Source organism: Saccharopolyspora hattusasensis (genome assembly GCF_050972075.1).
Lineage (GTDB): Bacteria > Actinomycetota > Actinomycetes > Mycobacteriales > Pseudonocardiaceae > Saccharopolyspora > Saccharopolyspora hattusasensis.
The window spans coordinates 2,700,813-2,724,148 of record NZ_JBPCDC010000001.1; the positions used below are offsets into that span (position 1 = coordinate 2,700,813).

General features: G+C 67.2%; 20 protein-coding genes and 1 pseudogene. 11 read left to right on the forward strand and 10 right to left on the reverse strand.

All coding sequences use genetic code 11. The features are described 5' to 3' along the window. The first annotated feature begins 491 nt into the window (after positions 1–491). From ACRXBZ_RS11955 to ACRXBZ_RS11965, 3 genes are all read left to right on the forward strand, one after another. Positions 492–707, forward strand: a complete 216-nt coding sequence (locus ACRXBZ_RS11955) for an integrase core domain-containing protein (RefSeq protein ID WP_433879183.1) — start codon at positions 492–494, stop codon at positions 705–707. Positions 708–1,025: 318 nt separating this feature from the next. After that, entirely contained in the window at positions 1,026–2,114 is a 1,089-nt protein-coding gene (locus ACRXBZ_RS11960; protein ID WP_433879184.1) for a GRAS family protein, read from the forward strand. 629 nt (positions 2,115–2,743) lie between these two features. Continuing rightward, complete coding sequence (locus ACRXBZ_RS11965) at positions 2,744–3,358, forward strand: transposase family protein (protein WP_433879185.1); 615 nt, start codon at positions 2,744–2,746, stop codon at positions 3,356–3,358. A gap of 155 nt (positions 3,359–3,513) precedes the next feature. Here ACRXBZ_RS11965 and ACRXBZ_RS11970 read toward each other — a convergent pair whose 3' ends face one another. From ACRXBZ_RS11970 to ACRXBZ_RS11980, 3 genes are read right to left on the reverse strand one after another with little or no spacing between them, the layout of a single operon-like run. Next, positions 3,514–4,041, reverse strand: a complete 528-nt coding sequence (locus ACRXBZ_RS11970; protein ID WP_433879186.1) for a DUF6262 family protein — start codon at positions 4,039–4,041, stop codon at positions 3,514–3,516. Next, on the reverse strand, positions 4,038–6,515 hold the full coding sequence (locus ACRXBZ_RS11975; RefSeq protein WP_433879187.1) for a site-specific integrase: 2,478 nt from the start codon (positions 6,513–6,515) through the stop codon (positions 4,038–4,040). Before ACRXBZ_RS11975 ends, ACRXBZ_RS11970 begins: the two co-directional genes overlap by 4 nt. After that, on the reverse strand, positions 6,512–7,666 hold the full coding sequence (locus ACRXBZ_RS11980; RefSeq protein WP_433879188.1) for a tyrosine-type recombinase/integrase: 1,155 nt from the start codon (positions 7,664–7,666) through the stop codon (positions 6,512–6,514). The genes ACRXBZ_RS11975 and ACRXBZ_RS11980 overlap by 4 nt, the downstream gene beginning before the upstream one ends. A gap of 358 nt (positions 7,667–8,024) precedes the next feature. On the opposite strand from ACRXBZ_RS11980, the gene ACRXBZ_RS11985 reads away from it, so the two are divergent. Then, positions 8,025–8,996, forward strand: coding sequence for an IS5 family transposase (locus ACRXBZ_RS11985; protein ID WP_433879189.1), 972 nt, complete (start codon positions 8,025–8,027; stop codon positions 8,994–8,996). Here the strand turns inward: ACRXBZ_RS11985 and ACRXBZ_RS11990 are convergent. Further along, the gene (locus ACRXBZ_RS11990; RefSeq protein WP_433879190.1) at positions 8,929–11,073 is read right to left on the reverse strand and encodes a tyrosine-type recombinase/integrase; all 2,145 of its coding nucleotides are present in this window, start codon (positions 11,071–11,073) and stop codon (positions 8,929–8,931) included. The two genes, ACRXBZ_RS11985 and ACRXBZ_RS11990, sit on opposite strands and share 68 nt — an antisense overlap. Beyond that, positions 11,070–11,843, reverse strand: a complete 774-nt coding sequence (locus ACRXBZ_RS11995; protein ID WP_433879191.1) for a tyrosine-type recombinase/integrase — start codon at positions 11,841–11,843, stop codon at positions 11,070–11,072. The genes ACRXBZ_RS11990 and ACRXBZ_RS11995 overlap by 4 nt, the downstream gene beginning before the upstream one ends. Positions 11,844–12,051: 208 nt before the next feature. On the opposite strand from ACRXBZ_RS11995, the gene ACRXBZ_RS12000 reads away from it, so the two are divergent. The 3 genes and pseudogenes from ACRXBZ_RS12000 (at position 12,052) to ACRXBZ_RS12010 (ending at position 13,930) form a co-directional block, all read left to right on the forward strand. Next, positions 12,052–12,327 (forward strand): hypothetical protein, encoded by a 276-nt coding sequence (locus tag ACRXBZ_RS12000; protein WP_433879192.1) that lies wholly within the window; start codon positions 12,052–12,054, stop codon positions 12,325–12,327. A 406-nt stretch (positions 12,328–12,733) separates the two neighbouring features. Then, positions 12,734–12,949: pseudogene (locus ACRXBZ_RS12005) on the forward strand (transposase); the annotation flags it as partial. 78 nt (positions 12,950–13,027) lie between these two features. Continuing rightward, entirely contained in the window at positions 13,028–13,930 is a 903-nt protein-coding gene (locus ACRXBZ_RS12010; protein ID WP_433879193.1) for a transposase, read from the forward strand. Between the two features lie 392 nt (positions 13,931–14,322). Here ACRXBZ_RS12010 and ACRXBZ_RS12015 read toward each other — a convergent pair whose 3' ends face one another. From ACRXBZ_RS12015 to ACRXBZ_RS12025, 3 genes are read right to left on the reverse strand one after another with little or no spacing between them, the layout of a single operon-like run. After that, the gene (locus tag ACRXBZ_RS12015) at positions 14,323–15,501 is read right to left on the reverse strand and encodes a 2-oxo acid dehydrogenase subunit E2 (RefSeq protein WP_433879194.1); all 1,179 of its coding nucleotides are present in this window, start codon (positions 15,499–15,501) and stop codon (positions 14,323–14,325) included. After that, a complete protein-coding gene (locus ACRXBZ_RS12020; RefSeq protein ID WP_433879195.1) occupies positions 15,498–16,511 on the reverse strand; it encodes an alpha-ketoacid dehydrogenase subunit beta in 1,014 nt (337 codons plus the stop codon). The genes ACRXBZ_RS12015 and ACRXBZ_RS12020 overlap by 4 nt, the downstream gene beginning before the upstream one ends. After that, entirely contained in the window at positions 16,508–17,503 is a 996-nt protein-coding gene (locus ACRXBZ_RS12025; RefSeq protein WP_433879196.1) for a thiamine pyrophosphate-dependent dehydrogenase E1 component subunit alpha, read from the reverse strand. Before ACRXBZ_RS12025 ends, ACRXBZ_RS12020 begins: the two co-directional genes overlap by 4 nt. A gap of 370 nt (positions 17,504–17,873) precedes the next feature. On the opposite strand from ACRXBZ_RS12025, the gene ACRXBZ_RS12030 reads away from it, so the two are divergent. The 3 genes from ACRXBZ_RS12030 to ACRXBZ_RS12040 all read left to right on the forward strand — a co-directional run bounded on the left by ACRXBZ_RS12030 (position 17,874) and on the right by ACRXBZ_RS12040 (position 19,597). Next, entirely contained in the window at positions 17,874–18,191 is a 318-nt protein-coding gene (locus ACRXBZ_RS12030; protein ID WP_433879197.1) for a hypothetical protein, read from the forward strand. A gap of 248 nt (positions 18,192–18,439) precedes the next feature. Next, the gene (gene tnpB, locus ACRXBZ_RS12035) at positions 18,440–19,381 is read left to right on the forward strand and encodes an IS607 family element RNA-guided endonuclease TnpB (protein ID WP_433879198.1); all 942 of its coding nucleotides are present in this window, start codon (positions 18,440–18,442) and stop codon (positions 19,379–19,381) included. 78 nt (positions 19,382–19,459) lie between these two features. Then, the gene (locus ACRXBZ_RS12040; RefSeq protein WP_433883858.1) at positions 19,460–19,597 is read left to right on the forward strand and encodes a zinc ribbon domain-containing protein; all 138 of its coding nucleotides are present in this window, start codon (positions 19,460–19,462) and stop codon (positions 19,595–19,597) included. A 393-nt stretch (positions 19,598–19,990) separates the two neighbouring features. Here the strand turns inward: ACRXBZ_RS12040 and rlmN are convergent, their stop codons facing one another. Beyond that, entirely contained in the window at positions 19,991–21,103 is a 1,113-nt protein-coding gene (gene rlmN / locus ACRXBZ_RS12045) for a dual-specificity RNA methyltransferase RlmN (RefSeq protein ID WP_433879199.1), read from the reverse strand. Between the two features lie 123 nt (positions 21,104–21,226). Between rlmN and ACRXBZ_RS12050 the strand changes: the two genes are divergently transcribed. Continuing rightward, positions 21,227–21,904, forward strand: a complete 678-nt coding sequence (locus ACRXBZ_RS12050; RefSeq protein ID WP_371812785.1) for a metal-dependent transcriptional regulator — start codon at positions 21,227–21,229, stop codon at positions 21,902–21,904. A 4-nt stretch (positions 21,905–21,908) separates the two neighbouring features. On the opposite strand, the gene tnpB (ACRXBZ_RS12055) is transcribed toward ACRXBZ_RS12050, so the two are convergent. Then, a complete protein-coding gene (tnpB, locus tag ACRXBZ_RS12055) occupies positions 21,909–23,294 on the reverse strand; it encodes an IS607 family element RNA-guided endonuclease TnpB (RefSeq protein ID WP_433879200.1) in 1,386 nt (461 codons plus the stop codon). Positions 23,295–23,336 lie beyond the last annotated feature (42 nt).

Consider the following 23,336-nt stretch of genomic DNA (forward strand, 5'->3'; position numbering starts at 1 on the left):
TTTCCGTTGGGATCAAGACACACAGAAGTACGCGTGTGGTGGCTAGCCGTAACCGGTCATCACGCCGCACTGATACGTTCACTGCATGGCCGACACCACCACTCCAGTCGCCACGGCTGCACCTGTGCTGACCAGGGACCTGCGGAAGCAGCCGATCGAAGACCTGATCGCCCGCGTCGAACGCGGTCTCGGTGTGGCGCTTGACCCGGAAACGGTCGTGCGCAAGCGTCGGTCGGTGGGCGCGCGAAGCGGCCGGGGAACCTGGGTCCGCATTGAAGCTCGGCCGCTTGCCAAGATCGTTGCGCAGGGGCAAGCGGGCAACGGCGTGGAGGCTTCCGAGCTGCTGCGCGATATCGCCAAGCCGGCGTGGTATGGCGCGCTGTCCTGGTATGACGATGCGGCGATGGCGGTTTGGCGCGCTGACGAGGTTGAACTTGTCGGTGCGGCTCCGGTTCAGCGCGGGCCGCTTCGGGCGGACGTGTCCCTCTCCGATGCCTGGTGCCACCCTGGAGTTCGAGCTGCTCAGCACGCGCCGTTTCACCACCCGAGGGCAGGCTCGGCCGGCGGTGGCTGCGTGGATCGACGAGTACAACACCGTCCGCCGCCACTCCACCAACGGCATGCTCAGCCCCATCGCCTACGAACACGCACGAACCACTGAGGCGAACGCACCCCAGGCACCGCCGGACCGGAGGACGGCGGCATGAAATACCAACGGAGGCGGCTTCGCCGCCACTGTCCACACCAAACAGCGCCGCGCAAGGCTACGGGGCCGCGGCACGGGCAGGCCCCACGGCCCCGCACGCCCCAGCAGCGCGGCGCTGACCACAACCAACAACATCCCTACAAATCAACCCTTTACGGTTTCAGGGGATTGCCACGCCTCGGATGCGCCGCGCAGGACAGCCGAATCGGGTGCGGAATCCGGCCATTCGCGTCGTGAGGAGAGCTATGGGCGTGTCGTATGATCACACTGTAGTGTTGCCTCGGTTCGGTTCTGGTCGTCCCGAGGAGGCTGCTGCCCGATGGAGAAGTTCGCCCTGCTGTGCGACGCCGTCGCCCACATACACGCCGGCCGCCCCGCGCAGGCCCGTCCCGCGCTGGAGACCTTGCGGAAACTAATCGGGCCCGAGGTGCGGCCGCAGGACGCGGCGTACGAGCTCTACCGTGCCGCACTGGTCAACCGTGTCGAGGAGCACGGCAGCCCCTCGGAGACCAACCTGTACACACAGGCCTACGACCAGCCGCAGATCGATCTGTACTACCTGCTCACCACCCACCTGCCGTTCATGGACACGAGCCGGGTCGTCAACGAGCTGCTCGCCGGGCAGGTGGGCGCCGCGGACGACTTCGCCCTGATGTCGGTCGGCATTGGGCACGGCCGCCAGGAGAGCGCGCTGCTGCACGGTCTCGCGGCCGGAAACCCGGGATTGCGTCACTGCACGGTCATCGGTGTCGACCCCGACCGGGAAAGCCTGGCCACAGCCGAGCGCACCCTGCGGCAGGCCACGGCCGAGCACGGTGTCGATCTGGACTTCCTCCCCGTGGCGAAGGTGGCTGAGGAACTTGACGATGACGACTGGATGAGCCTGTCCCGTATTGACGTCCCGTTGGTGGTCAACGCCTCTTTGGCGCTCCACCACATGCAGGACCCGAGTCCCGGTCACGACGCCCGGGATGAGTTCTTCCAGCGGTTGCGCATGCTGGTCCCGTGCGGGGTGGTGCTGAACGAGTTCGACACCGACCACCATGAGGTGTCCTTCCCGCAGCGGTTCTTCAACTCATGGCGGTTCTTCGGCACCATCCTTCGCGCCATCGAGGCCGCGCCTGCCACCCGGCAGGAGAAGGACCACATGAAGACGTTCTTCGCCCGCGAGATCATGAACATCGTCGGCTCGCGCACCGACGACCAGCGTTTCGAGCGGCACGAGGCGGCCGCTACCTGGATTAACCGGCTGCGCCGCTGCGGCTTCGAGCCTTACGGTGACGCCCCGGGGCTTCCGGTACCCTCGCTCCCCGCGGACTTCACGGTTCGCGTCCTGCCCGAGCAGGTCCGGCTCGGTTATCGCGACGCCACGGTCTGCTCAGTCATCGGCGCGCGTCCTGCCGGATGAGGCATCCCGGGGGCCTGCGCGGTTGACCGCACCTGCCGAGCACCTGTCTGTGCTCTCCGCGGTTGCTTATCCATACCTCAAGTGGCGCTCGCGGCCTTCGGACAACCGAACGCGCGGCCTTGCTTGGTGAACACGCAGGAGGCGACGAACAGCGGGATGTCAGCTCCGGGTTCCGGCCGGGCCGTGCCGTTGTCGGCACTCTTTATGGCTGGGTGAGATCCGGGTATGCAGGAGCGGCTGGAAGCGCGCACGGCTGTACATGTGTCGACGGTCAGCCAATTCCCCACCCGGAACGTCACGTAATGGGCCAGGGGGACGCTGACGCCGCAACCGTCGAGGACCAGGGGACGATGACCGTGCGTCGAGATCCCCAGGGCGGGGGAGGTTCCCGGGCCGCCCGATAGCCAGACCGTCGTTCAGGAGGGACGCCATCCGGTCCTGACGGAGACCGGTCGGCTCCAGCAACGACTGCGCCTGCTTGTCAGCTGCCACGAACTAGGACCACTGAAGCGGGTGTTTTGCCATGGTCATGGGCTCTGTCGCAATTTGCGTGATCAACTATTGCCTGGGTGATCGGCGCTGGACTGGTTTTGCGATCATGGTTCGTGTGTGATGATCACGGTGTTGGCGTGCTGCTTCCGCATCTGGCCGGGGTGGTGGTTGAGCGGGTGGAGCAGGAAGACGCGGGGGTGCGGATCTGGGCATCGGCCAGGGCCTCCTCGGCGGCGTGCCCGGCCTGCGGCAACTGTTCGGCGCGGGTGCATAGTCGGTACGACCGCACAGTGGCGGACGTGGCGGTGGCAGGTCGGCCGGTGGTGTTGTGGCTGCGGGTGCGGCGGTTTTTCTGCACTCACCAGGACTGTTCGGTGCGGACGTTCGCCGAGCAGGTAGAGGGCCTGACCATGCGCCATGCCCGGCGGAGCCTGCCGCTGCGCGGGATGCTGGAGTCGATCGGGCTGGCGCTGGCCGGCCGTGCGGGAGCCCGACTGGCCAATCGTCTGGGGCTGCGGGCGGGACGGGACACGCTGTTGCGGCTGGTGCGAGCCGTGCCCGACCCGCCGGTGGAAGCGGTAACCGTGCTCGGGGTGGATGACTTCGCGATCAGACGTGGGCAGAACTACGCCACTATCTTGCTGGACATGGCCACCCATCGACCCGTCGATGTTTCTCCGGGGGTTCAGAGTCTGAGGCGAGGCTCCGCGACGGAGTCTCAGCAGCTCAGCGGCTATGTCTGGGAAGAGTAGTGATCGCAACAGGTGTCGTGCAAGCGGGCAGCCTGATCGTCAGTCGACTGGGTGAGGATCAAGCGTGAGACGACGTGAGCAGGCTCGGCGCTGAGCATGAAAACGGTTGTGGGCATGAGGACCGTGGTCTTCATGCCCACAACCGTGTGGATGGGTCAGGCTCGTCGGTTCAGGTTGGCGATGAGTTCCCGGTTGGCCGCGCGGGCTGCGGCGAGTTCATCGTCGCGGCGCTCGAGTTGATCGGTGAGGTCGACGACTTGCTGCTCGAGGGTGGTGACGCGGTGCTGGAGTTGGTCGATGTCGGCGGGTGCGCCGAGTCCGGACTCGTGCCAGGCTTGCTCGCCGAGGACCGCGGTGAGTCTCTTCTCCAGTTGCCGGATGTGGGAGGCCTGCCGGGTCAGGCGGCCTTGGGCGTTGGCGAGGTCGGCTTGGAGTGAGGCCCGGCTGACCAGGGGGCCGTGGCCCTCGGCGGCTGGTGGGTTGGCTTGGGCGGTGTGGATCTGGGCCAGTAGGTCGTGGTGACGGTAGAGGAACGTGCGGTCAACGCTCGCGGCGCGGGCGATGGCCGACACGCTGATCTCCCCATCATGGGCGGTGGCCTCGTTGAGGGCCTTGATTACCCGTTGGCGGCGGCGGGCCGAGTCCGCTCGCCGGCCCTCGATCATCTGGTTGCTGGTGCTCATGCGCTCCGGTCCGGTCGGATGTCGGGAAGGGGTTGGCGGACGCGGGGCATGCCCAGGCCGACGACCCGGCTGCGGGTGCGGCGGACGAGGGCGATGGCGTCCTCGATCTGGGAGCGTTCCTCGTCGCTGAGGTCGGCGAGGTCGGCGTTCATGCGGTTGATCAGGCGCCGGATCCGGGTGATCTCCTCGTCGGAGGGCATGGCCTCGGATTTGGCCCAGTCGTCGGCGTCGAGTGCGGCGAGCAGCCGTTCGCGGTTGCGCAGCAGGTCATCGTGATATGCCTGCAGATCCGGCAGGAATGACACGTCGCTGGAGAAGTGGCCGCACCCGATGCAGCGGAATCTGACGGGGCAGTCGTGGCCGCCCGCGGCGACGTTGCTGGGCTCGGAGCATCCTCCATAAGGGACGGCGACCTCGCCGACCGCGCGGCGGGCGTGCTCGGAGTCCAGCATGGCCTTGGCCTGCCGCCAAACACGATTGCCATGCCGGTCGAACTGCATCGTGGTGACGCGCTCCACCGCCTCCCGGCGACGCTCTTCCCCGACCCGGTAATACCGTTGCGCCGTCAGGATTTGACGATGATCCATCAACTCGCGCAGGACGTCGACCGGAACCCCGGCGTCGGCGTGCCGTTGCGCGTAGGTATGCCGGAAGGCATAGGGGAAGATCCTTCTCTTGTCGAATGGCAGCATCTTCGTCGTCGTTCTGCTATCGACCGTGACAGCTATCGGGACCAGGATGTCGGGTAGCGCGTCGACCCACTTCCGGTGTCGGCTGGTGACACCGTTATCGGTGATCGAGCGCCGCCCGTGTGGGTTCCGGGCTGGGGCGGGCAGGAGCTTGAGGAGGTCGGTGGGCTCGGCGGGGAACCGCAGCCGGACACACTGCTGTTGCGCGGCGATCGCCGCGGCGGTCGCCTCGGGGATCGGAAGCCGGCGACCATGCCGGTGGGTTTTGATGTTGTCGTAGACGAGCATGGGCTTGCCGTCGGCGTCGCGTTCCAGGCAGTCGAGGGCGAGTTGGCAGATCTCATCCGGCCGGCGCCCGGTGTCGATCAGCAATTCGACGGCGACGCGGATCTCTGTGCAGCTGGTGTCTTCCAGGAGTTGGAGGTGGGCGCAGAGGTGCCGCATGACCTCGGGCGGGAGGTCTCTGCCGGCTTCGGCGTCCTCGGGCTCGTCTGGGATGTCGTCTGGGCCCAGGGTGAATTCGTCGGGCATCCCGGACATGGGCTCGCCTTGCCGGGTCAGCCCCATCGCCCGCATCCGAGACAGCAGGAGCCGGACGTCGCGGCAGAACACGATCCTGCGGTAGGCGCTGATCGTGCCCTGCTGCGTGAGGTAGGCGAGCCGGTTGCAGAAGGCGGTGATGTCGGCGCGGAGCAGGAGCGCGGGCAGGCTGCCGTGATCCTCGCGCTGCAGCCGCAGGCTCGTGGATAGCTGCGCTATCGAGTTGATCCGGGACTGCAGGATCCCTCTGATCGAGGTGCCCCGGTGTCGTGGGAGATCGTCGAACGCCCATTTCTTGGTGGCCTCCCGCAGCCAGGGCTGGCTGATCTCTGTGAACCGCAGCGTTCCGCGCATCCCGAACACGGACAGCTCCCAGACGTCCTTGTGGCGTTCGGATTCTGGGGTGAGCCTTCGCCGAACAGCATGGTGGACGATGCTTTTGTGAAGCCCGCGATGGCTGTTCGGCATAGCTTCGGGATCGAGGTCGCCCAGCGACGCCACCTGCTGCGAACGGGCCAGGTCGCATAGCGGCCGCAGCCGCGTGAGGTTGTTCTTGATGCCCTGCTTGGTGCGTTCCTGCAGCCCATGGATCACCTCGGCGACAACGCGCGGCGGCAGCCCGCGAAGGCTCACCGTGTTGTTCTCCGCGACGGCGGACGTCGTCCGCCGCCAGTGGCCTTCCTCCGGCGCGTTCCCTCGCTGTTGCGCCACTTTCCACCGATACTTGTGGGCAGAACAGTAGGGGGCCGCGCCGCCGCGATCACGGGTGCAGGCCTCCACCAGGCACTGGCCGTAGGCGGGCAGGGCCACCACGTCGGGGTGCGCCAGGAACTCGGCCAGCGGCAGTCGCAGAGAGCCGTGTTGGGCGTAGTGGGTGCCGCAAAGTAGGAGCCGCGCGCTCTTCCACGGACGTGGACATGAGGGAACGGAGCAGCGGCCCGCGCCTATCGAGCGCCAGTGCCGTCTCGCGGTGACGAGGAACTCCTCCCACGGCGTCTCTTCGGCTGCCTGCCAGCGGTTGTGGCAGGCAGCGCACAGGTGCTTGGACGACCTGCCGATCTTCTCGCAGCCCTCGACCAGGCACTCCTTCCACCCCAGCAGGGGATGCTCCTGCGGAAAGGACAGGATCCTCACCGCGGGATCCCAGCCCAGCAACGTCACGAATTCCGGCTCGATCGCCTCCCACAGACCCGCGGTGATCTCCTCGTCGCCCTTGGCCTCCAGCGCAGCCGCCGCCGCTGTCACCGGGAGATCCCCTCGACCAGCGCGCGGGGCGTGGGCACCCGGTCAACGGCGGCCCGCAGGCGGGAGGGATCCGGGTGCAGATATGGCTGCGAGGATGAGGGGCTGGCATGCCGCATCAGGTTTTGAATCTCATCGAGCGCGGCGCCGGAGTCGGCGAGATTGCTGCCGAACGCGTGCCGGCACATATGCGGCGAGACCGCCCTGGCCAGCTCAGCGCGCACGCTCAGGGCCCCGAACAGCTCGTTGATCGCGTCCGGTGGGACCGGGCCACCCAGCGGCTCCCGGAAGAGGTTGACGAGCAGGAAGTCGCTGTCAGCTGCCGCCGGGCACTGCTCCCGCTCGGCGACGTACTGGTCGATGGCGCGCACGACTAGGAAGTCCGCCGGCGCCGAATGAGTGCGCCGCGACTTCGCCCACGCCCCGTTGATGTTGTCCCGGCGGACCACATGCAGATGCGCTCCCCGGACCTCGCACCCCACGGATCGGTTGTCCGGCAACAGATGCAGGTCGCTGCGACGCAGGCCTGCCACTTCGCTGCGACGCAGCCCGACGCGGGCCAGCAACAGCACGATCAGCCGGTCGCGAGCCGATCGGCACGCCAAGAGCAAGGCGACGATCTCCTCGTCGCTGGCACGGTCCACCGCGGTGTCCGGTTCGCTCAGCCGGTGCCGGGCACGCAACCGGTGGGACAGCCCGCCGTCCTCGCCCTGCGCCTCCAGAGGCAGATCACGGGCGTCGGCCAGCTCGTAGATCTGCCCGAGGACGCACTGCGGAACCTCCTTGCTGGCCACCGCGAACGACAAGAAGCCCCGTACGGCCACCAGCACCCGGTTGATCCGCCCCTCGCTGCGCGCTGGCATGGCGCCAGGGCCCAGCACGACTCGGTCATCGCCGGCCGGGGTGTACTTCAGCCACGTCATGAACAGGCCCATATCGGCCGCGGCCGTCCGCCAGTCCCGGCCAGTCTTTGCGCACCAACGGGCGAACAACGCCACGCCACCCGCGTACGCCTTCGTCGTGGACTCGGCCCGATCCCGGCCAAACCGCAACTCCCGCAGGAACCGGTCGGCGACTGGCATCACCTCCAACTCCTCGTCAAGCACCGTCCAATACCGGCCACCCGAGGGCATCTGCACTGGAAACACACGCACTGGCTACCCCTGCTCGTTCTTGATTGGCAACAAGGAGCCACAGAGCTACACCCCGAGAGAACCGTCGCAGGACGCGCCACGCGGGCGATCAACGCAACGTCACACCACAGACTGAAGAACCCGAGAGAACGATGTGCTGGAGGGCCGGGAGGCCCGACGCCCTCGCCGAGTGGCTCAAGAAGCATCCCGAGGTCCAGGTGATTACACGCGATAGGTCCGGAGCCTATGCCGAGGGCGCTACCCGCGGTGCGCCTCAGAGACTGTTGGGTAACTGGGACGACACCGAGCGTGGCGTGATGTTGATCACGGTCGGTGTGTCGAGATGACAAAGAGATCATCCCCGCCGTGATCTTGTTGTGTGTGCAACTGCGATACCGGCGGGGATGATCGCCGCCCATGTTATCCGTCCAGTCTGACCGATGAGGTGTGGGCGGTCCTGGAGCCGTTGATGCCGGTACGAGACCGCCGAAAGGGCGGTATGGCAAGGAAATACGACGATCGCCTGGTGCTGGACGGGATCTTCTACGTGCTGCGTTCGGGTTGTCAGTGGCGGATGAATCCCCGTGATCTGCTGCCCTGGGACGCGGCCTATCGCTGGTTTCGGGACTGGAGTGCCGACGGCACGATCGACCGTGTCCACGACGCGCTGCGCGATCAGGTTCGGCGCCAGGCCGGACGCACGGCGGACCCGTCGGCGGCCGTGCTCGACGCCCAGTCCATCAAAAGCAGCGAGGGAGGGCAGGAACGCGGGTTCGATATGGGCAAGAAAACGACAGGCCGCAAACGGCACCTGGTCGTGGACACCCTCGGCCTGCTGCTGGTCGTCATGGTCACCTCCGCATCGGTGCAGGACCGCGCGGAGCGCGGCGGGCGCGAGATCCTGCGACGCCTGGCGGCCCGGTTCCCCTCGATCGCTCTGGTGTGGGCCGATGGCGGATACGCCAACTCCGTCGTCAACGGCCTGCTGGCCTGGGCGAAGGAAAAACTCGGACTGGTACTGGAAATCGTCAAACGCAGCGACGATGTCAAGGGGTTCCAGGTGCTACCACGTATTCTGTGGAATCTGATTTGTCAAGTTTATTCCTGTTTGCCCTGGTTGACGGCGACGATCGGCAGCAGGGTCGCCGTCGCGGGGACGCCTATCTCCCGTGGGCTGGCCCCGGCTGGTGTGGGGACGTCGGCCAGCCTCTCCAGGAGGCTGTCCAGGGCGTCCTGGCCCTCGTCGACTGCCGCTCGTTCGTCGTCGGTGAGCGGGACGCTGGCTAGCATCCGCTGTAGGTTTTCCTTTGCCTCCAACAGTTGCGCTTTGCTGGAGTCTTTCGGCGCGTAGAAATCGCAGCGGGCGCAAGCCATCCGATGTGGACACTGCTCGAAGAACGTGTAGTGCAGTAGCCGTGCCCGAGGTCGTAGTACTGCCACGGCTCGCCGGCGGCGGCCTGCCCGGAGGCGACCGCGTCGCGGTCGACGAGCACCTCGATGGTGCGGACGTTGCGGGCGAAGTAGCCGGCGTCGTTGTAGGCCCTGGCCAGCGTGTTCGGGGTGATCCTGGCGTACCGCGGCGTCGCCTCCGGCGTCCGGTGTCCAAGCCATTCCTGCAGCTCGAACAGTGTCATGGGCTCCTTGGCGTTGTAGAGCTGGCTGGCGATCGTCGATCGCGCCCGGTGACTGGTGATGTTGCCGCGGACGTCGGCGGCCGGGACGCCGGCTTTGCGGCAGAGCATCGGGATGATCGTCTCATTGATGTAGTGCTTGCTGACCCGCCGTGCTCGGTTGGCGAACAGGAAATCGACCCGTTCACCGGTCTTGCGATCCACCAGGGCGGGCTGGTTCGGCCGCGCGGCCTCCCATACCTCGATTGCCTTGCCCAGCAAGGGATCAATGGGTTTGGTGAACGCCGTGCCGGTCTTGTGGGTAGGGATATCCAGCAGACAGACTAAGTCCTCAGCGAGGATCTCGTGTGAGTCACCAGGAATGGGAAATCCGTCGTGCTGCCAACGGATGCAACCGACCCGCAGGCGGACGATCTCGTCACTGCGCTGGCCGCTGAACAACCAAGCCAGGGCAACGGCGCGCAGGAGCTCGATCGGGTAGCGCAGGCTGTTGTAGCTGGTCGGCAAGTCTTCGGGCTGGATGTTTAGCCCGGCCCAGAGCAGCTTGGCCCAGATCTCGTCGGCGATGACCCGGGGATCGGGTCCGAGCATCGCCAGGACCGTTCTGGGAGTGGCGAGAGCCCGAACAGGGTCGAAGCGGCGCGGAATCCACTCCCATTCCTGGCAGTCGCGGAAGAACGCCCTGGTCGCGGTCAGGTATCCGGACTTGGTCTCTGCCGAGATCGGCTGCCCCGCCCTGTCGCCGAGCCCGCCGCGCCGCTGGTTGTAGTCCCCGATGCTCATCCGGTCCAGCGCGGCGATCCAGGACGCGCAGGTTTGCCGGGTCCAGTAGGCAGGCTCGGTAATCTCCGGGTGCTGCTCGGCGAGCCATCGCCCGATCTTGGACAGCACGGTGCGGGCGGTCGCGCGGGCCTTGGGCGAGAGCGTGGAAGTGTCGTGCCACCGCTCGACCCAGTCCGCCCACGACGGCGCGGTCCCCTCGATCTCGGGCATCCGCCCCCGGAACGGGGAGGGCGGAGGTTCGCAGAAACCAAGCGAGGCCACCGCGCGTTGGATGGCATGAAGAGCGCCGACGTGCGGGCGTCGCATGGCCGGATGCTGGCGCAGCCAGGCGAACGCCTCGGTGGTCAGGTCCTCCAGCAACGGGCTGCGGTTAAGCAGCAGGGCTTGGCAGAGGACCGGAGAAACTCGCGCGTCCGCACCGGACTCGATTCGGTAGCCCCATCCGTTGAGCACCCGATTGACCTGCTCTTGGGCGCGGTCGACGAGTTCCTTGCCGAACACGCGCCAGCTCAAGGGGAGGCGCTGGAATCCGCCGAGACGGTCAAAGGCGGTGAAGCCACCGAGTAGATAGGCGTATGCGGCGAGGGTCGATCGTGCGGTCCCGTCGACCCAGCCCGGAGCGGACGTACTGAACGTTGCGGCGCTGGTGCCGATCAGCTGGAGCCAGTCCTCGGCGGTCCAGCACCAGAATGTCCTGCTCTGCTGAGCGCAGCGCAACAGAACGATGGCGATGGCGTCGTTCACGCCTTGGCGGTGGTATGAGCTGTCCGGGCACCACAGTGACGCCCGGACGTCGTCCAACGGGCGGAGCAGCCACCTGATGGCCGTCCATGCCGGAATCTGCGGGTCATGGCGCCCAGAACGGCGGCGAAGATCCGTGCCCAACTGCTGCAGTGCCGCCACTTCCTGGGATGTGAGTTCGGCGCGCTGCTGGTAGCGCGAACGGTCAAATGGCCATGTCCAGGTGAGGTCCGCGGCCGTCGTGGTGACGGCCGCCGAGGGAGAAGTGGTCACCGCAGCGCGGCTCCCGTCTCCTGCCCGCCGAGGCGGGCGAGCATGTCGATGCGCCAGGAGTGGATCTGCTCCATGCCCTTGGCGAGCTTGTCGGCCAGATCGCGGCCGGACAGGTGGATGTACGCAAGCGTGGACTCGGTTGAGCGGTGGCCGGCGAACGTGGCGATGGCGTGCAATTCCCATCCCATCCGGGCCAGGTCGGTCAGGCAGAGGTGTCGGGTGGTGTGAGTAGCGAAGCGCGGGATCCCGGCGGCCAGCGCGATCCTGCGGATGACTTTCGACCAGGTCCACAGACTCAGCGGCTGGGCGTGGTTGCGGCGGGACTCAGACAGGAACAGCGGCCCGCGCGCCCGGCTGATCGTGGCGCGGTGGGCGAGGTAACCGGACAGCAGCACCCCGGTCGGCGCGGAGTACGGCACGACGCGCTCCAGCCGGTTCTTCGTCGTCTCCGCCCGCACCCGTAATGTTCGGTGAGCTGGGTCGAGGTCGTCGGTGCGCAGCGAGCACAACTCCTCGCGGCGCAGTGCGGCGTCATAGGCCAAGGCGAGCATCACGCGGTTGCGGACCGGCTCTTTCGCCGCCACAGCAAGGATTTCCGCCCACTGCTGCTCTGTGGGGATCCACGGCAGTTTGGTCATCCTGGGTACTAGGCCGCGCTGGTGCCCGCCCCGCCGACGTCCGGGCGTGTAGCGTCCTCGGCCGACCGGGTTGGACTCCCGCACCCCTTCTTCCATCAGGTAGTCGTAGAACAACCGGACAGGGACTACCACTCAACATTACGCCAAGATCAATCCGACCACGCTCGCGAAGGCATACAGCGACGCGGGCTACTTCGCCCGCAACGTCCGCACCATCGAAGTCCTCGTCGACCGCGACGCGGTCACCTCCGGGGCCGCAGCGTCAGGTGAGCCATGGCAGCACTACGACCTGGGCCATGGCTACTGCACCTACACCTTCTTCGAGCAATGCCCGCACCGGATGGCCTGCGCCCGCTGCGACTTCTACACCCCGAAGGCCTCGTCAAAGGGACAACTGTTGGAGGCCAAGGAAAATCTGCAGAGGATGCTGGTCAACATCCCGCTCACCGAGGACGAACAAGCCGCCGTCGACGATGGCCAAGCCGCGCTCGACCAACTGCTGAAACTGCTCGTCGACGTCCCCACACCAGACGGGGCGACACCACGCGAGATCGGCGTCCCGGCGACCGCGACCCTGCTGCCGATCGTCGCTGTCAACCAGGGAAAACAGGAATGAACTTGACAAATCAGATTCCACATAAGGACTAATCGCTGCTGGATGGTGGCATTGGCCAGACCCGAACCCGAGTCGATCGCCACCACGTTCGCGCCGCGGCGGCTGGGTCGCTCGTTCAACTCCCGCACGTAGACGGCGACGTGAGCCCGGTTCGCGGTGACCGGGTCGACGCCCGCGCGATCGCACATCTCCAGGTACTCGGCCAGGCCGCGGGCGTAGGCGTCGATCGTCCGGAGCGCTCGCCCGAGGTCGGTCCACACCCGCAGCCACTCGGCCGCCCGCGCGTGCCTGCCCAGCACCGGCCACTTCTCCTCCAGCACCACCGTGCTGCCCAACTTGTCTCCCTAGTCCGTGGTCACTCCGCAGGGAGATGATCTTCCCTGCGGTCAGATTCCACGTAACTAGTAGGTGGGTGGTCGAACGAACTTTTGGGTGGCTGATCCGCAACCGTCGCCTCGCCCGCGACTACGAACGCCTGACCGCGAACTCCGAAAACATGATCAAACTCGCGATGATCCGCCTCATGGCCACCCGGCTCGCCGGCCAGAGCATCCGGTGGCCCAACGCCACCGAACGCGAAGCCGCCCGCCGACTCACCGCCGAAACCAACATCGCTGCGTAACCACCCAGTTACCCAACAGTCTCTCAGGCGGTGCAATGCGCGGACCGGTGGCATCTGTGGAAGAACCTGAGCGAGGCAGTGGAGAAGACCGTGCTCGGGCACCGCGGCTGCCTAACCGAGCCCGCCGTCGACGATGTACGCGGCGAAGGCGACATCGTCGCCGACGGCGCGGCCGAGGTGTCGCCGAGCCCAACACCGGTCGCAGAGCCAGCCGTCTCTGGCGAGGCCACCGAATCCGGCCTGGCGGCGCGGACCCGCCAGCGGTACGCAGCCGTGCAATCCTTACGTGCCCAGGGCAAGGGCATCCGTGCGGTGGCACGCGAGCTCGACCTCGACCGCAAGACCGCGCGCCGATACTTCCAGGCCGGCAGCGTCGAAGAACTCCTCGCCAAGTCCGCCTCCCGTGCGTCCTTATTGGACGAATACAAGCCCTACCTGCACCAGCGGTGCAACGAGGGCTGCGTCAACGTCTCCCAGTTGGTCCGCGAGATCCGCGAGCAGGGCTACGGTGGCAGCGCTCAGACCGTCTATCGCTACCTGCGTCCCTTCCGCTCCACCGGCAAAGCCCCCGAGTCTGCGCCGAGGCCGCCGAAGATCCGGGAGGTCGTCGGCTGGATCATGCGCGACCCCGACAACCTCCCGGACGACGACGGGCAACGACTCAAGGCCGTCCTGGCCCGCTGCCCCGAGTTGGAGGCCACCCGCCGCCACGTCGGCGCGTTCGCCAGCATGATCCGCGACCTGCGCGGCGATCTGCTGCCCGACTGGATGGACCGCGTCCGCACTGACGACCTGCCCGCTCTACGCTCGTTCGTCAACGGCCTCCGCCAAGATCTGGCCGCGGTCACCGCCGGGCTCACCCTCACCTGGAGCAACGGCCCAACGGAAGGGGCCGTGAACAGGGCGAAATACCTGAAAAGGCAGTCCTTCGGGCGGGCCAAACTGGACCTACTACGCAAGCGCATCCTGCTCACGACATGATCCCCAAGATCCGGCCACCAGAAAGTTGATCACGCAAATTGCGACAGAGCCCTAGTTCGTGGCAGCTGACAGCCGAAAGCTGACTGACCGGACCAGCCGCACACTCAGTCCTTCGACGGGATCACTGTCGTCACCAGCGGCATCCGAATGCCGTGAATGAACTCCTTCATGGAGCACTGGATACAAACCTGCCGGCCCGACCGCTGGACCGCACCTCATAGGGGACCGGCGCCACCTGCTCCACGCGACTACGGGCGCACGCTCGGCCCGCCGCCGGGGACCAAGTGGGTGCATAGGCAGCGATCACTTCCCCGGCACCCGCAGTCGTATGCCGAGGAGTGGGCTGCGGACGCCGTGCTCCGGCTGCCGCGCCGCGCGTGGAGGCCCCCCTGTCAGGTCGGGGGCTCGCACGCCTTCTTTGGCGCGTCCTCGTCGCCTTCGGTACCGGCCGCGAGGGCGGCTGGTGTCTCCAGTGCTTGTTTGAGGTCGCCAAGGAAGGCCATCGCGTCGCGGCCGTTGACCACGCGATGGTCGTAGACCAGACCGAGGTACGTGAACCGGCGGACTTCCGGCCTGCCCCGCTGGTCCAGGACGAGCTGTTCGTCGATGCCGCCCAGGGAGAGCGCGCAGGTCTGGCCGGGGAAGACGATGGGGGTGGCGAAGACCACACCTTCGGCGGTGTGCGGAGCGATCAAGATGTTGGCGCCGGTGAGCTCGTCGGTTCGGAAAGTGCCGCGGACGGCTTTGTCGCGGAATCCTGTTATCACGTCGGCGATCCGGGCGACGCTCAGCGCGGCGGTGTTGTGTACGACCGGGGTGTACAGGCCCTTTCCGGCGTCCACGGCCACCGCGACGTGTGCGCAGGGGGCGGGCTGGATGGTGCCGTCGTCGAGGAGCCGGGTGAACAGGCTTGGGTGCGCCGGGAGTTGGTCTGCCACCGACTTGATGAGGAGGCCGAGCAGGGAGACGAAGCTGCCGGTGCGCTGGCGCAGTTGCCGGGCGAGGTCCTGAGCCTGGCCGACGTCGACCTTGGCGTAGGCGGAGGCGGCCGGGATGGTGCGCATCGACTCGGTGACCACGGCGCCCACCGCCCGCTGCTGCGCCGACAGTTGCCGGTCGGTGGGGGCACCGGCTTGCGCGGGGCGTGGCAGCAGCGCTTCGATGTCGGCTGCGCGGATCACGGTGCGGCCCAGTCCGCGCAGTTCGTTGTCGGTCAGGCCGTGCTGGTCCGCGAGGGCGCGCGCCGCGTTGGTGAGCGTCAGGCCGGCATCGGTTGCCGACTCCGGCCGTGCGGTGGGGTCGACGGCCGGTGCGGAGAGGTAGGCATGGCGTTCGTCCTCCGAGGCGAAGAGGTGGGCGACGGTCTGACCGGGGCGGCAGTCAGCGCCGCCTGCGAGGAGGGTGTGCAGGATGCCGTCGGCGGTGCTGTCGATCTCTTCCTGGGCCTTGGAGGTCTCGATCACCACCAGCGGCTGCCCTTTCTTGATGCGTGCGCCGTGTTCGGCGAGCCATTCGACCAAGACGTAGCTGGCGTCGTTGGTGTTGAGGGTGGGCAGCTTGACGCTGATCACTGGGAAGCCTCCGTGAGGGCGCGGCGGAGTGCGGTCGCCTGGAGCAGGACGGTGTGCTCCAGGTGGGCGGCGGTGGGGATGACGCTCGGTTGGGCACTGAGCAGCAGTACGGGGCGAGCCAGCCGTCGCCACAGGTGCTCATGCAGCTGCTGGGCGAGCATTTCGCCCCAGGTGCCGTCTGCCGCGCTGTCCTCTGCGACACAGATGCGGCGGGCGCGGGACACCGTCGCGAGCAGCGGTTCGACGGTGAACGGGTAGAGCCGGGAGGGCACCAGGAGTTCGCAGGTGACTTCCTCCTCCAGCAGCAGGGTGCGCATGGCGGCGACGGCTCGCTCGACCAGGCCCCCGGGGGCCAGGATGATCCAGTCTGGGTCAGCGCAGTCCACGGGGAACACGCGCGCGGTCCGGCTCGGGTCGTCGAGCAGCTCGTACCGGAAGAGGTCGTCGACGACCCCGCCCTGGTGCATCGTGCGGGTGTAGAGCGTCTTGTCCTCGAACAGCACGCACGGCTGCTCGCGGGAGAGCATGGTGGTGAGGACGTCCGCGTTGTCGTGGAACGGCGATATCTCGTGCAGGCTGAGCGCGGGGATGCCGATGAAGTGCTTCTGCAGGCTCTGGCTGTGGGTCGGCCCGTAGCCCCGGTTGCCGCCGGTGGGGCAGCGGACCACCATGCTCATCGGAACGGTGCGGCCGTACATCGACACGGACTTGCTGGCGAAGTTCAGGAGTTGGTCGAAGGCGAGGGCGGCGAAGTCGGAGAACATCATTTCCACGACCGGGTGGTTGCCGGTCAGGGCGAGCCCGGCGGCGACGCCCACGATGCCGCCCTCGCTGATCGGCGAGGAGATCACCCGTTCCGGGTGGCGGTCCGACAGGCCCCGGGCGGCCTTGAAGGCGCCGCCGTACGGGTCGGCGATGTCCTCGCCGATGACGTAGGCGCGGGGATCGTTGTCGAGGAGCGTGTGCAGGGCCCGGTTGAGGTTGCCGATCACCCGCTCCGGCCTGGTCATGAGTGCTCCCAGCGGGACGCGGGGCGGGCCTGGACCTCGCGCACGACCTCGGCGATCGCCAGTCGCTGGCTCCGGTCCGCCACGGCGAAATGCTCTGGGTGCTGCTCCTCGTACCGGTGGTACCAGTCGTGCACGGCCGCGTGCCGTATCACCTCGGCGGGGCGGGAGTCGTCTCCCTTGCTGTGTGGGCCCACGCGGTTCGTGGTGAACTCCACCACCAAGGGCTGGTGTTGGGTGCGGATGTCGTCGATCACGCCGGACAACTCCCGGCGCACCCGGGCGACATCATGAGAGGTGACGTGGTGGTGCCGGATGCCGAAGGCCGCCGCGCGCGCCTGGATGGTGCCGGCCATCTGCCGCTCGGTCGGAGTGGACTGGGCGATCTTGTTGTTCTCGACCACGACCAGCAGGGGCAGCCGCCACAACTGGGCCATGTTGAGCGCCTCGTACACCGCGCCTTCGCCCCACGTGCCGTCGCCGATGTGCACCACCGCGATCCGTCCGGGCTCGGCCCGTCGCAGGTGCAGGGCGACACCCGCGGCCACCGGCAGGCTCTCGCCCTGTACGCCGGTGGACAGGTAGCGGTCGCGGTAGATGTGCTGGCTGCCGCCCACCCCGTGGCACACGGCGCCCTCGCGCCCCATGATCTCCGCCAGCAGGCCGTGCGGGTCCCGGAAGCGGGCCAGGTAGTGGCCGTGCCCGCGGTGGTTGCTGAAGACGTAGTCGCCCTCGTCCAGCAGTGCGTAGAGCGCGACGGGAATGTACTCCTGTCCGAGGCAGGTGTGCGTGGTGCCGTGCAGCAGACCCTGCGAGAACAGTTCCAGCACGGCCAGTTCGAAGTGACGGATCATCAGCAGGGTGTCGAGGTCCTCGGCCGGTAGCCGCGACAGGGGCTCCACACCTTGTTCGACCTGACCCTGGCGCTTGATTCGAGGGTGCGGTAGCGGACGTAAGTCTTCCAACGAGTCGGTTGATTCCACTACGTCAGCCACGGTCGTTCTCCTCTTCTCCGGCGCGTATCTGCACGTTCCCGCCCGCGGCGCGGTGTCCGAGACCGGCAGAAACTATCTCCACTGTGGATTCCGCCGTCGATCTAGATGATTTCCCTCACGCTCGGGGCGGTTGCGGTGAAAAGCTATGCGGCGGACTCAAGGAGAAGAAGGGTGGATCTCTCGGTCTACCCGAAAGTGCCTTCGCGGATTGCCTGAATCTCCCGTTGCTGGCGAGAGGATTGCCTCTGCCGCTGTAGCCTAGCCCTTCATCAAGCGTGTCGGGTGGGTAGATCCGGCCTGAGATAAGGCAAAGGCCTTATCCTGCTTGGGTTTGCGACTCCAACGCAGCCCAAGAGGAAAGGCCTTTGTAATGAAGAAGATACCGCACGAGCAGAGTCGGCGGAACGCGGCACGCCGACGGCGCAAGGTGGCGGCCCGGCATGCACGTGCGGGACACTGGGGCGCGCAGTCCAAGCCGATGCTGCACTCGGGCACGGTGAGCTACGAGATCGGCGGGAACGTCGACGCCACGTGCTTCGGCGGGATCGCGGCGGTGCACCGACTGGTGACCAAGCTCGGTTTGGCGGATCAACAACAGTCTGGCGTTGTTGAAAGTGCACCTGCCCTACCAGGGAATCTGGGGGTATGCGCCGCTGATCGTGTCATCCGCTGCCGCCGTCGCGGGTGACGACCGGCTCGGGCCAGGCTGCGGGATGGAGGCGCATCCGGCGTCGATCGCCGCGCGGCGGGTGGACTTGCAGCGGGCCAGGAACTGCGCGCCGGTGGCGGCGACCTGTGCGAGGAAGGCGTTGCTGTCGAAGCCCCGGTCGACCAGTAGCAGGTGCTCGCGGTTCAGCAGGGGCAGCAGACGCTTGGCGTAGGCGGTCTCGCCCCTGCCGACGGGACCGAAGCAGGCACCGAGCAGGCCGCACGCCCATGCAGGAGCGTGCGGTGTTGTCGCACTGCGGGGCGGCGCGGGTGGCCTACAACTGGGCGTTGGCTGGGGTGAAGGCGAACCTGGACCAGCGCACCGCCGAACGCACCTACGGCATCGGCGAAGATCAGCTCACGCCGTCGTTGAACTGGTCCCTGGCTGGTCTTCGGCGCGCCTGGAACGCCACCAAGGACGAGGTGGCTCCGTGGTGGCCGGAAAACTCCAAAGAGTCCTACAACACCGGACTGGACAACCTGGCTCGTGCGTTGAAGAACTGGAACGACTCCCGCAGCGGCAAGCGCGTGGGCCGAAAGGTCGGGTTTCCGCGGTTCAAGTCCAAGCACCGGTCAGCATTGTCAGTGCGGTTCACCACCGGAACCATCCGCATCGAACCGGACCGGCACCACGTCACACTTCCCAGGCTGGGGACGCTCAAGACGCACGAGTCCACCCGCAAGCTCGCCCGGCGTATCGAAACGGGAACCGCACGCATCTTGTCGGCCACTGTGCGGTTCGAGGGTGGACGCTGGTTCGTCGCTTTCACCTGCGAAGTCCAACGCAGCGAGACGAAACCCGCTGATCCTGCCGCGACCGTGGGAGTGGATCTCGGGATCTCGCACCTCGCGGTGTGCTCGCGACCAGTTCCGGGTGTCACCGACGAGCAGGGGTCCGTGGGCAACCCGGAACACCTGCGCAAGGCTCAGAAAAAGCTGCGCAGGTGGTCTCGCGCGGTGTCGCGTCGGCAAGGACCGGGCAAACGTACGGGACAGAAGGCGTCGAATCGGTGGAAACGTGCCAACCGGCGTCGCAACCGAATCCACCACCGCGTGACCAACCTGCGGCGCGACGGGATCCACAAGCTCACTACCGGACTCGCCGCCCACATCGGCACCGTGGTGGTCGAAGACCTGGGCGTGTCAGGGATGTTGGCCAACCGGAAGTGAGCGCGCGCCATCAGCGATGCCGGGTTCGCCGAGATCAGGAGGCAACTCGACTACAAAACCAGCTGGCACGGCGGCCGGCTGGTTGTCGCTGACCGGTGGTTTCCGTCCAGCAAAACATGTTCGGCCTGTGGTGTGGTGAAAGCCAAGCTACGCCTCTCGGACCGGGTGTTTCGCTGCGACACACCGCGTGCGGCCTGGTCATCGACCGTGACCTGAATGCCGCACACAACCTCGCCACACTGGCCGAGGACATCATGATGGGTGCCGGAGTGGCCGGAAACCCAGACCCGAATGGGTCGAAAGGACGTGGAGCGGACCGGAAGACCCGCGCAGGCGGGCAGGTGGCTGGGAAGCGTCCACCCCGCACTGCGTCCACGCGGGCAAGACGGGGACCGTCCGCCGGTAACGGTGGACTCCTAGAGATTCACTGAAACTTTAGGAACGGTTGAGCACGCCGAAGGACACGGCAGCTGTGAGCAGGGTGCCGAGGAGTTTCTTCCACCCGCCACCGCGAATTGTACGCGACAAGACCATCCACACCCGGCTCTGACCAGCAGCGAAACGTGACGAGACCGTTTGGAATGAAAGGTGCCCTTCACTCCGGAAGAATCAGCCTTCGGCGGCGAGTTGGCCGCAGGCCGCCGCGATCTCCTGGCCTCGGGTGTCCCGGACCGTGCACGGGACACCCGCTTCACGAACCCGGCGGACGAACTCCCGCTCCACCGGCTTCGGGCTGGCGTCCCACTTGCTGCCCGGCGTCGGGTTCAGCGGGATCAGGTTGACGTGCGCGAACGACCCGAGGTGGCGGTGCAGCAGCTTGCCGAGGAGATCCGCGCGCCACGGCTGGTCGTTGATGTCGCGGATCAGCGCATACTCGATCGACACCCGGCGCCCGGTGTGGTCGGCGTAGCCGCGGGCCGCCTCCAGCACCTCCGCGACCTTCCAGCGGTTGTTCACCGGCACCAGCGTGTCGCGCAGCTCGTCGTCCGGGGTGTGCAGCGACACCGCGAGCGTGACGTGCAGGTTCTCAGCGGTCATCTTCTTGATGGCGGGCGCCAGCCCGACCGTGGACACGGTGACCGACCGCTGCGAGAGGCCCAGCCCCTCCGGCGCCGGGTCGCAGATCCGGTGCACCGCGTTGATCACCCGTCGGTAGTTGGCCAGCGGCTCGCCCATGCCCATGAACACGACGTTGGACAGCCGACCGGGCCCGCCCTGGACCTCGCCGTCGCGCATCGCCGCCGCGGCCGAACGCACCTGGTCGACGATCTCCGCGGTCGACAGGTTGCGCTGCAGCCCGCCCTGTCCGGTGGCGCAGAACGGGCACGCCATCCCGCAGCCGGCCTGGCTCGAAATGCACACGGTCGCGCGGTCCGGGTACCGCATCAGCACGCTTTCCAGCAGCGTGCCGTCGTGCGCGCGCCAGAGCGTCTTGCGGGTGGTGCCGTCATCGGTGTTCAGGTGCCGGACCGGGTTCAGCAGCGGCGGCAGCAGGTGTTCGGCGAGCTTCGCGCGGCTGGCCGCCGGGATGTCGGTCATCGACTCCACGTCGGCGTTGAGCCTGCCGAAGTAGTGGTGCGCGAGCTGCTTGGCGCGGAACGGCTTCTCCCCCAGCTCGGTCACCGCGGCGCGCCGTTCGTCGGCGGAGAGGTCGGCGAGGTGCCGCGGCGGCATGCCACGGCGCGGGGCATCGAAGACGAGTGGAAGGGAAGTCGCAGACATAGCGCCCACCAGTGTCCCACGGCGCGGAACGACCTTGGCGGCCGGGCGATGCCATGCGGACACGCGAGGCACACGCTTCGTTCATCGGCTGGCGGTCGCCCGTATCGTGAAAGTATGACGAGTATGGCCGAGCGCCCCTCGCCGTCCGTCGAGGACTACCTCCGGGCGATCTACGGGCTCAGCGAACGGGGCGTGCCCGTCACGAACGCCACCCTGACCCAGCGGCTCGGCCTGAGCCCTTCGTCGGTGTCCGGGATGATCAACAAGCTGGCGCAGCTCGGCCTGGTCACCCACGTCCGCTACCGCAGCGTCGAGCTGACCCCGGAGGGCCGGCGGCTGGCCTGCGACGTGCTGCGCCGGCACCGGCTGATCGAGCTGTTCCTGGTCGTGGAGCTCGACTACAGCTGGGACGAGGTGCACCGGGAAGCCGACGCGCTGGAGCACGCGGTGTCCGACGAACTGGTCGCGCACATCGCCGCCAAGCTCGGCAACCCCACCCGTGATCCGCACGGCGACCCGATCCCGACCGCCGAAGGCACCGTGGAGAAACCCGCGACGCTGCTGCTGGACCAGGTCGAGCCCGGCACGATCGGCACCATCGCGCGGGTTTGGGACACCGATTCGGAGCTGCTGCGCTACCTCACCGAACACAGCATGACACTGGGCTCGCGGATCGAGATCGTGGAGCGCAAGCCCTTCGGCGGGCCGCTGGTGGTGCGCGTCGGCGAGCCGCCGCAGGACGAAACCCACTTCGTGGGCAACGAGATCGCGGCGGCGCTATCGATCAGCGTGCACCGGTGACCGTTCACGAAACGTGTGAAAGCGTGTCGTGAGTCGGCACCTTGCGGTGTCGACGTTGGCCCGCGCTGTTCGGTGCGGGTCTTCCCGTGGCGATATCCGCTGCCCGCGTGGTGCGGGTCTTGTGTGGGTTTCCATCGGGCTCGTTTTCCGTCGCCCCGCAACTCGGGGAGGACGTCGTGGCGTCAACCAGGTTGGCGAGGTTGTGGGCCGCGTTGAGGTCGCGATCCATGCTCATCCCGCAGGACGGGCAGGTGAAGATACGGTCGGACAGGTGCAGCTTGGTTCTCACCGCACCACAGTCCGAGCACGTTTTAGAGCTGGGATACCACCGGTACGCGATGTGCACGCGCAGCCCGGCCCAGGAGGCTTTGTACTCGACCTGGCGTCGGAGTTCGGCCATGCCGACACCCGCGACCTGCCGCGTCAGGCGGCGGTTGCGGGTCATGCCCGCAACGTTGAGGTCTTCCAGCACGATCGCACCGAAGGTCCGCACCAGCCAGGTGGTGAGCTTATGCAGCCCATCGCGGCGCGCATTGGCGACTGTGGTGTGCAGCGTGGCGATGCGGGCTTGGGTTTTGCGCCACCGGTTCGACGGCTTCTTTCCGCTACGGTGGTCTGGGCCAGTGCGCCGGGAGGCTTGCCGCTGCAACCTCCGCAACTCACGCAGGGCGACTTCGAGGTGTTTCGGGTTGTCGATCACTTCACCGGTCGAGAGCACGGCCAGGGACTTGATCCCGAGATCCACACCCACCGTCACACCGGGCTGGGCGGGGGCGGGATCGTTGCGGGTGATCTCCACCGAGAACGACACAAACCACCGTCCGGCCCGATACGACACCGTCGCCGAGCGGATCCGCGCGGCACCCGTGTCGACGCGCCGCGCGAGTTTCCGGGTGGACTCGTGGGTGCGCACCACCCCGATGCGGGGCAGCTTCACATGGCGCCGGTCGTGGTCAGCGAGACCGAAGCTGCCGGTGGTGAACCGGCACGACAACCCGCTGCGCTTGCCCTTGAACCTCGGGAACCCGAGCTTGCGGCCCTTGCGCTTGCCCTTCTTCGAGTCGCCCCAGTTCTTCAGCGCCGTCGCGAGGTTCGACAGCCCGGACGAGTACGCTTCCTTCGAATTCTCCTGCCACCACGGCGCAACCGTGTCCTTGGCCTGGTTCCAGTCTTTACGCAGGCCGTAGGCCGACCAGCCCACCGGTGGCGTCAACTCGTCACCGTCCAGGCCGTACGAGGCTTCAGCTTTCCGCTGCTCACAGTTGGCTTTTACCTTGCCCAGCCCCCAGTTGAACGCGAACCGCTGCGCACCACAATGCGACCGCAACCCGGCCTCTTGCACAGGGTTCGGGTCCAACGCGAACCGGTATGCCTGCAACACCACGCTCATCACCGGGCACAGTATCGGCGGGCACCGACAATCCCCGCGATC

Excerpts from the sequence above, each read along its gene's own strand:
- ACRXBZ_RS11955 (WP_433879183.1), top strand. The coding sequence starts at position 492 with ATGCCTGGTGCCACCCTGGAGTTCGAGCTGCTCAGCACGCGCCGTTTC.
- ACRXBZ_RS11960 (WP_433879184.1), top strand. The coding sequence starts at position 1,026 with ATGGAGAAGTTCGCCCTGCTGTGCGACGCCGTCGCCCACATACACGCC.
- ACRXBZ_RS11970 (WP_433879186.1), bottom strand. The coding sequence starts at position 4,041 with ATGAGCACCAGCAACCAGATGATCGAGGGCCGGCGAGCGGACTCGGCC.
- ACRXBZ_RS12000 (WP_433879192.1), top strand. The coding sequence starts at position 12,052 with ATGGCCTGCGCCCGCTGCGACTTCTACACCCCGAAGGCCTCGTCAAAG.
- ACRXBZ_RS12020 (WP_433879195.1), bottom strand. The coding sequence starts at position 16,511 with ATGACCAGGCCGGAGCGGGTGATCGGCAACCTCAACCGGGCCCTGCAC.
- ACRXBZ_RS12030 (WP_433879197.1), top strand. The coding sequence starts at position 17,874 with ATGAAGAAGATACCGCACGAGCAGAGTCGGCGGAACGCGGCACGCCGA.
- tnpB (WP_433879198.1), top strand. The coding sequence starts at position 18,440 with ATGCAGGAGCGTGCGGTGTTGTCGCACTGCGGGGCGGCGCGGGTGGCC.
- rlmN (WP_433879199.1), bottom strand. The coding sequence starts at position 21,103 with ATGTCTGCGACTTCCCTTCCACTCGTCTTCGATGCCCCGCGCCGTGGC.
- ACRXBZ_RS12050 (WP_371812785.1), top strand. The coding sequence starts at position 21,227 with ATGGCCGAGCGCCCCTCGCCGTCCGTCGAGGACTACCTCCGGGCGATC.
- tnpB (WP_433879200.1), bottom strand. The coding sequence starts at position 23,294 with ATGAGCGTGGTGTTGCAGGCATACCGGTTCGCGTTGGACCCGAACCCT.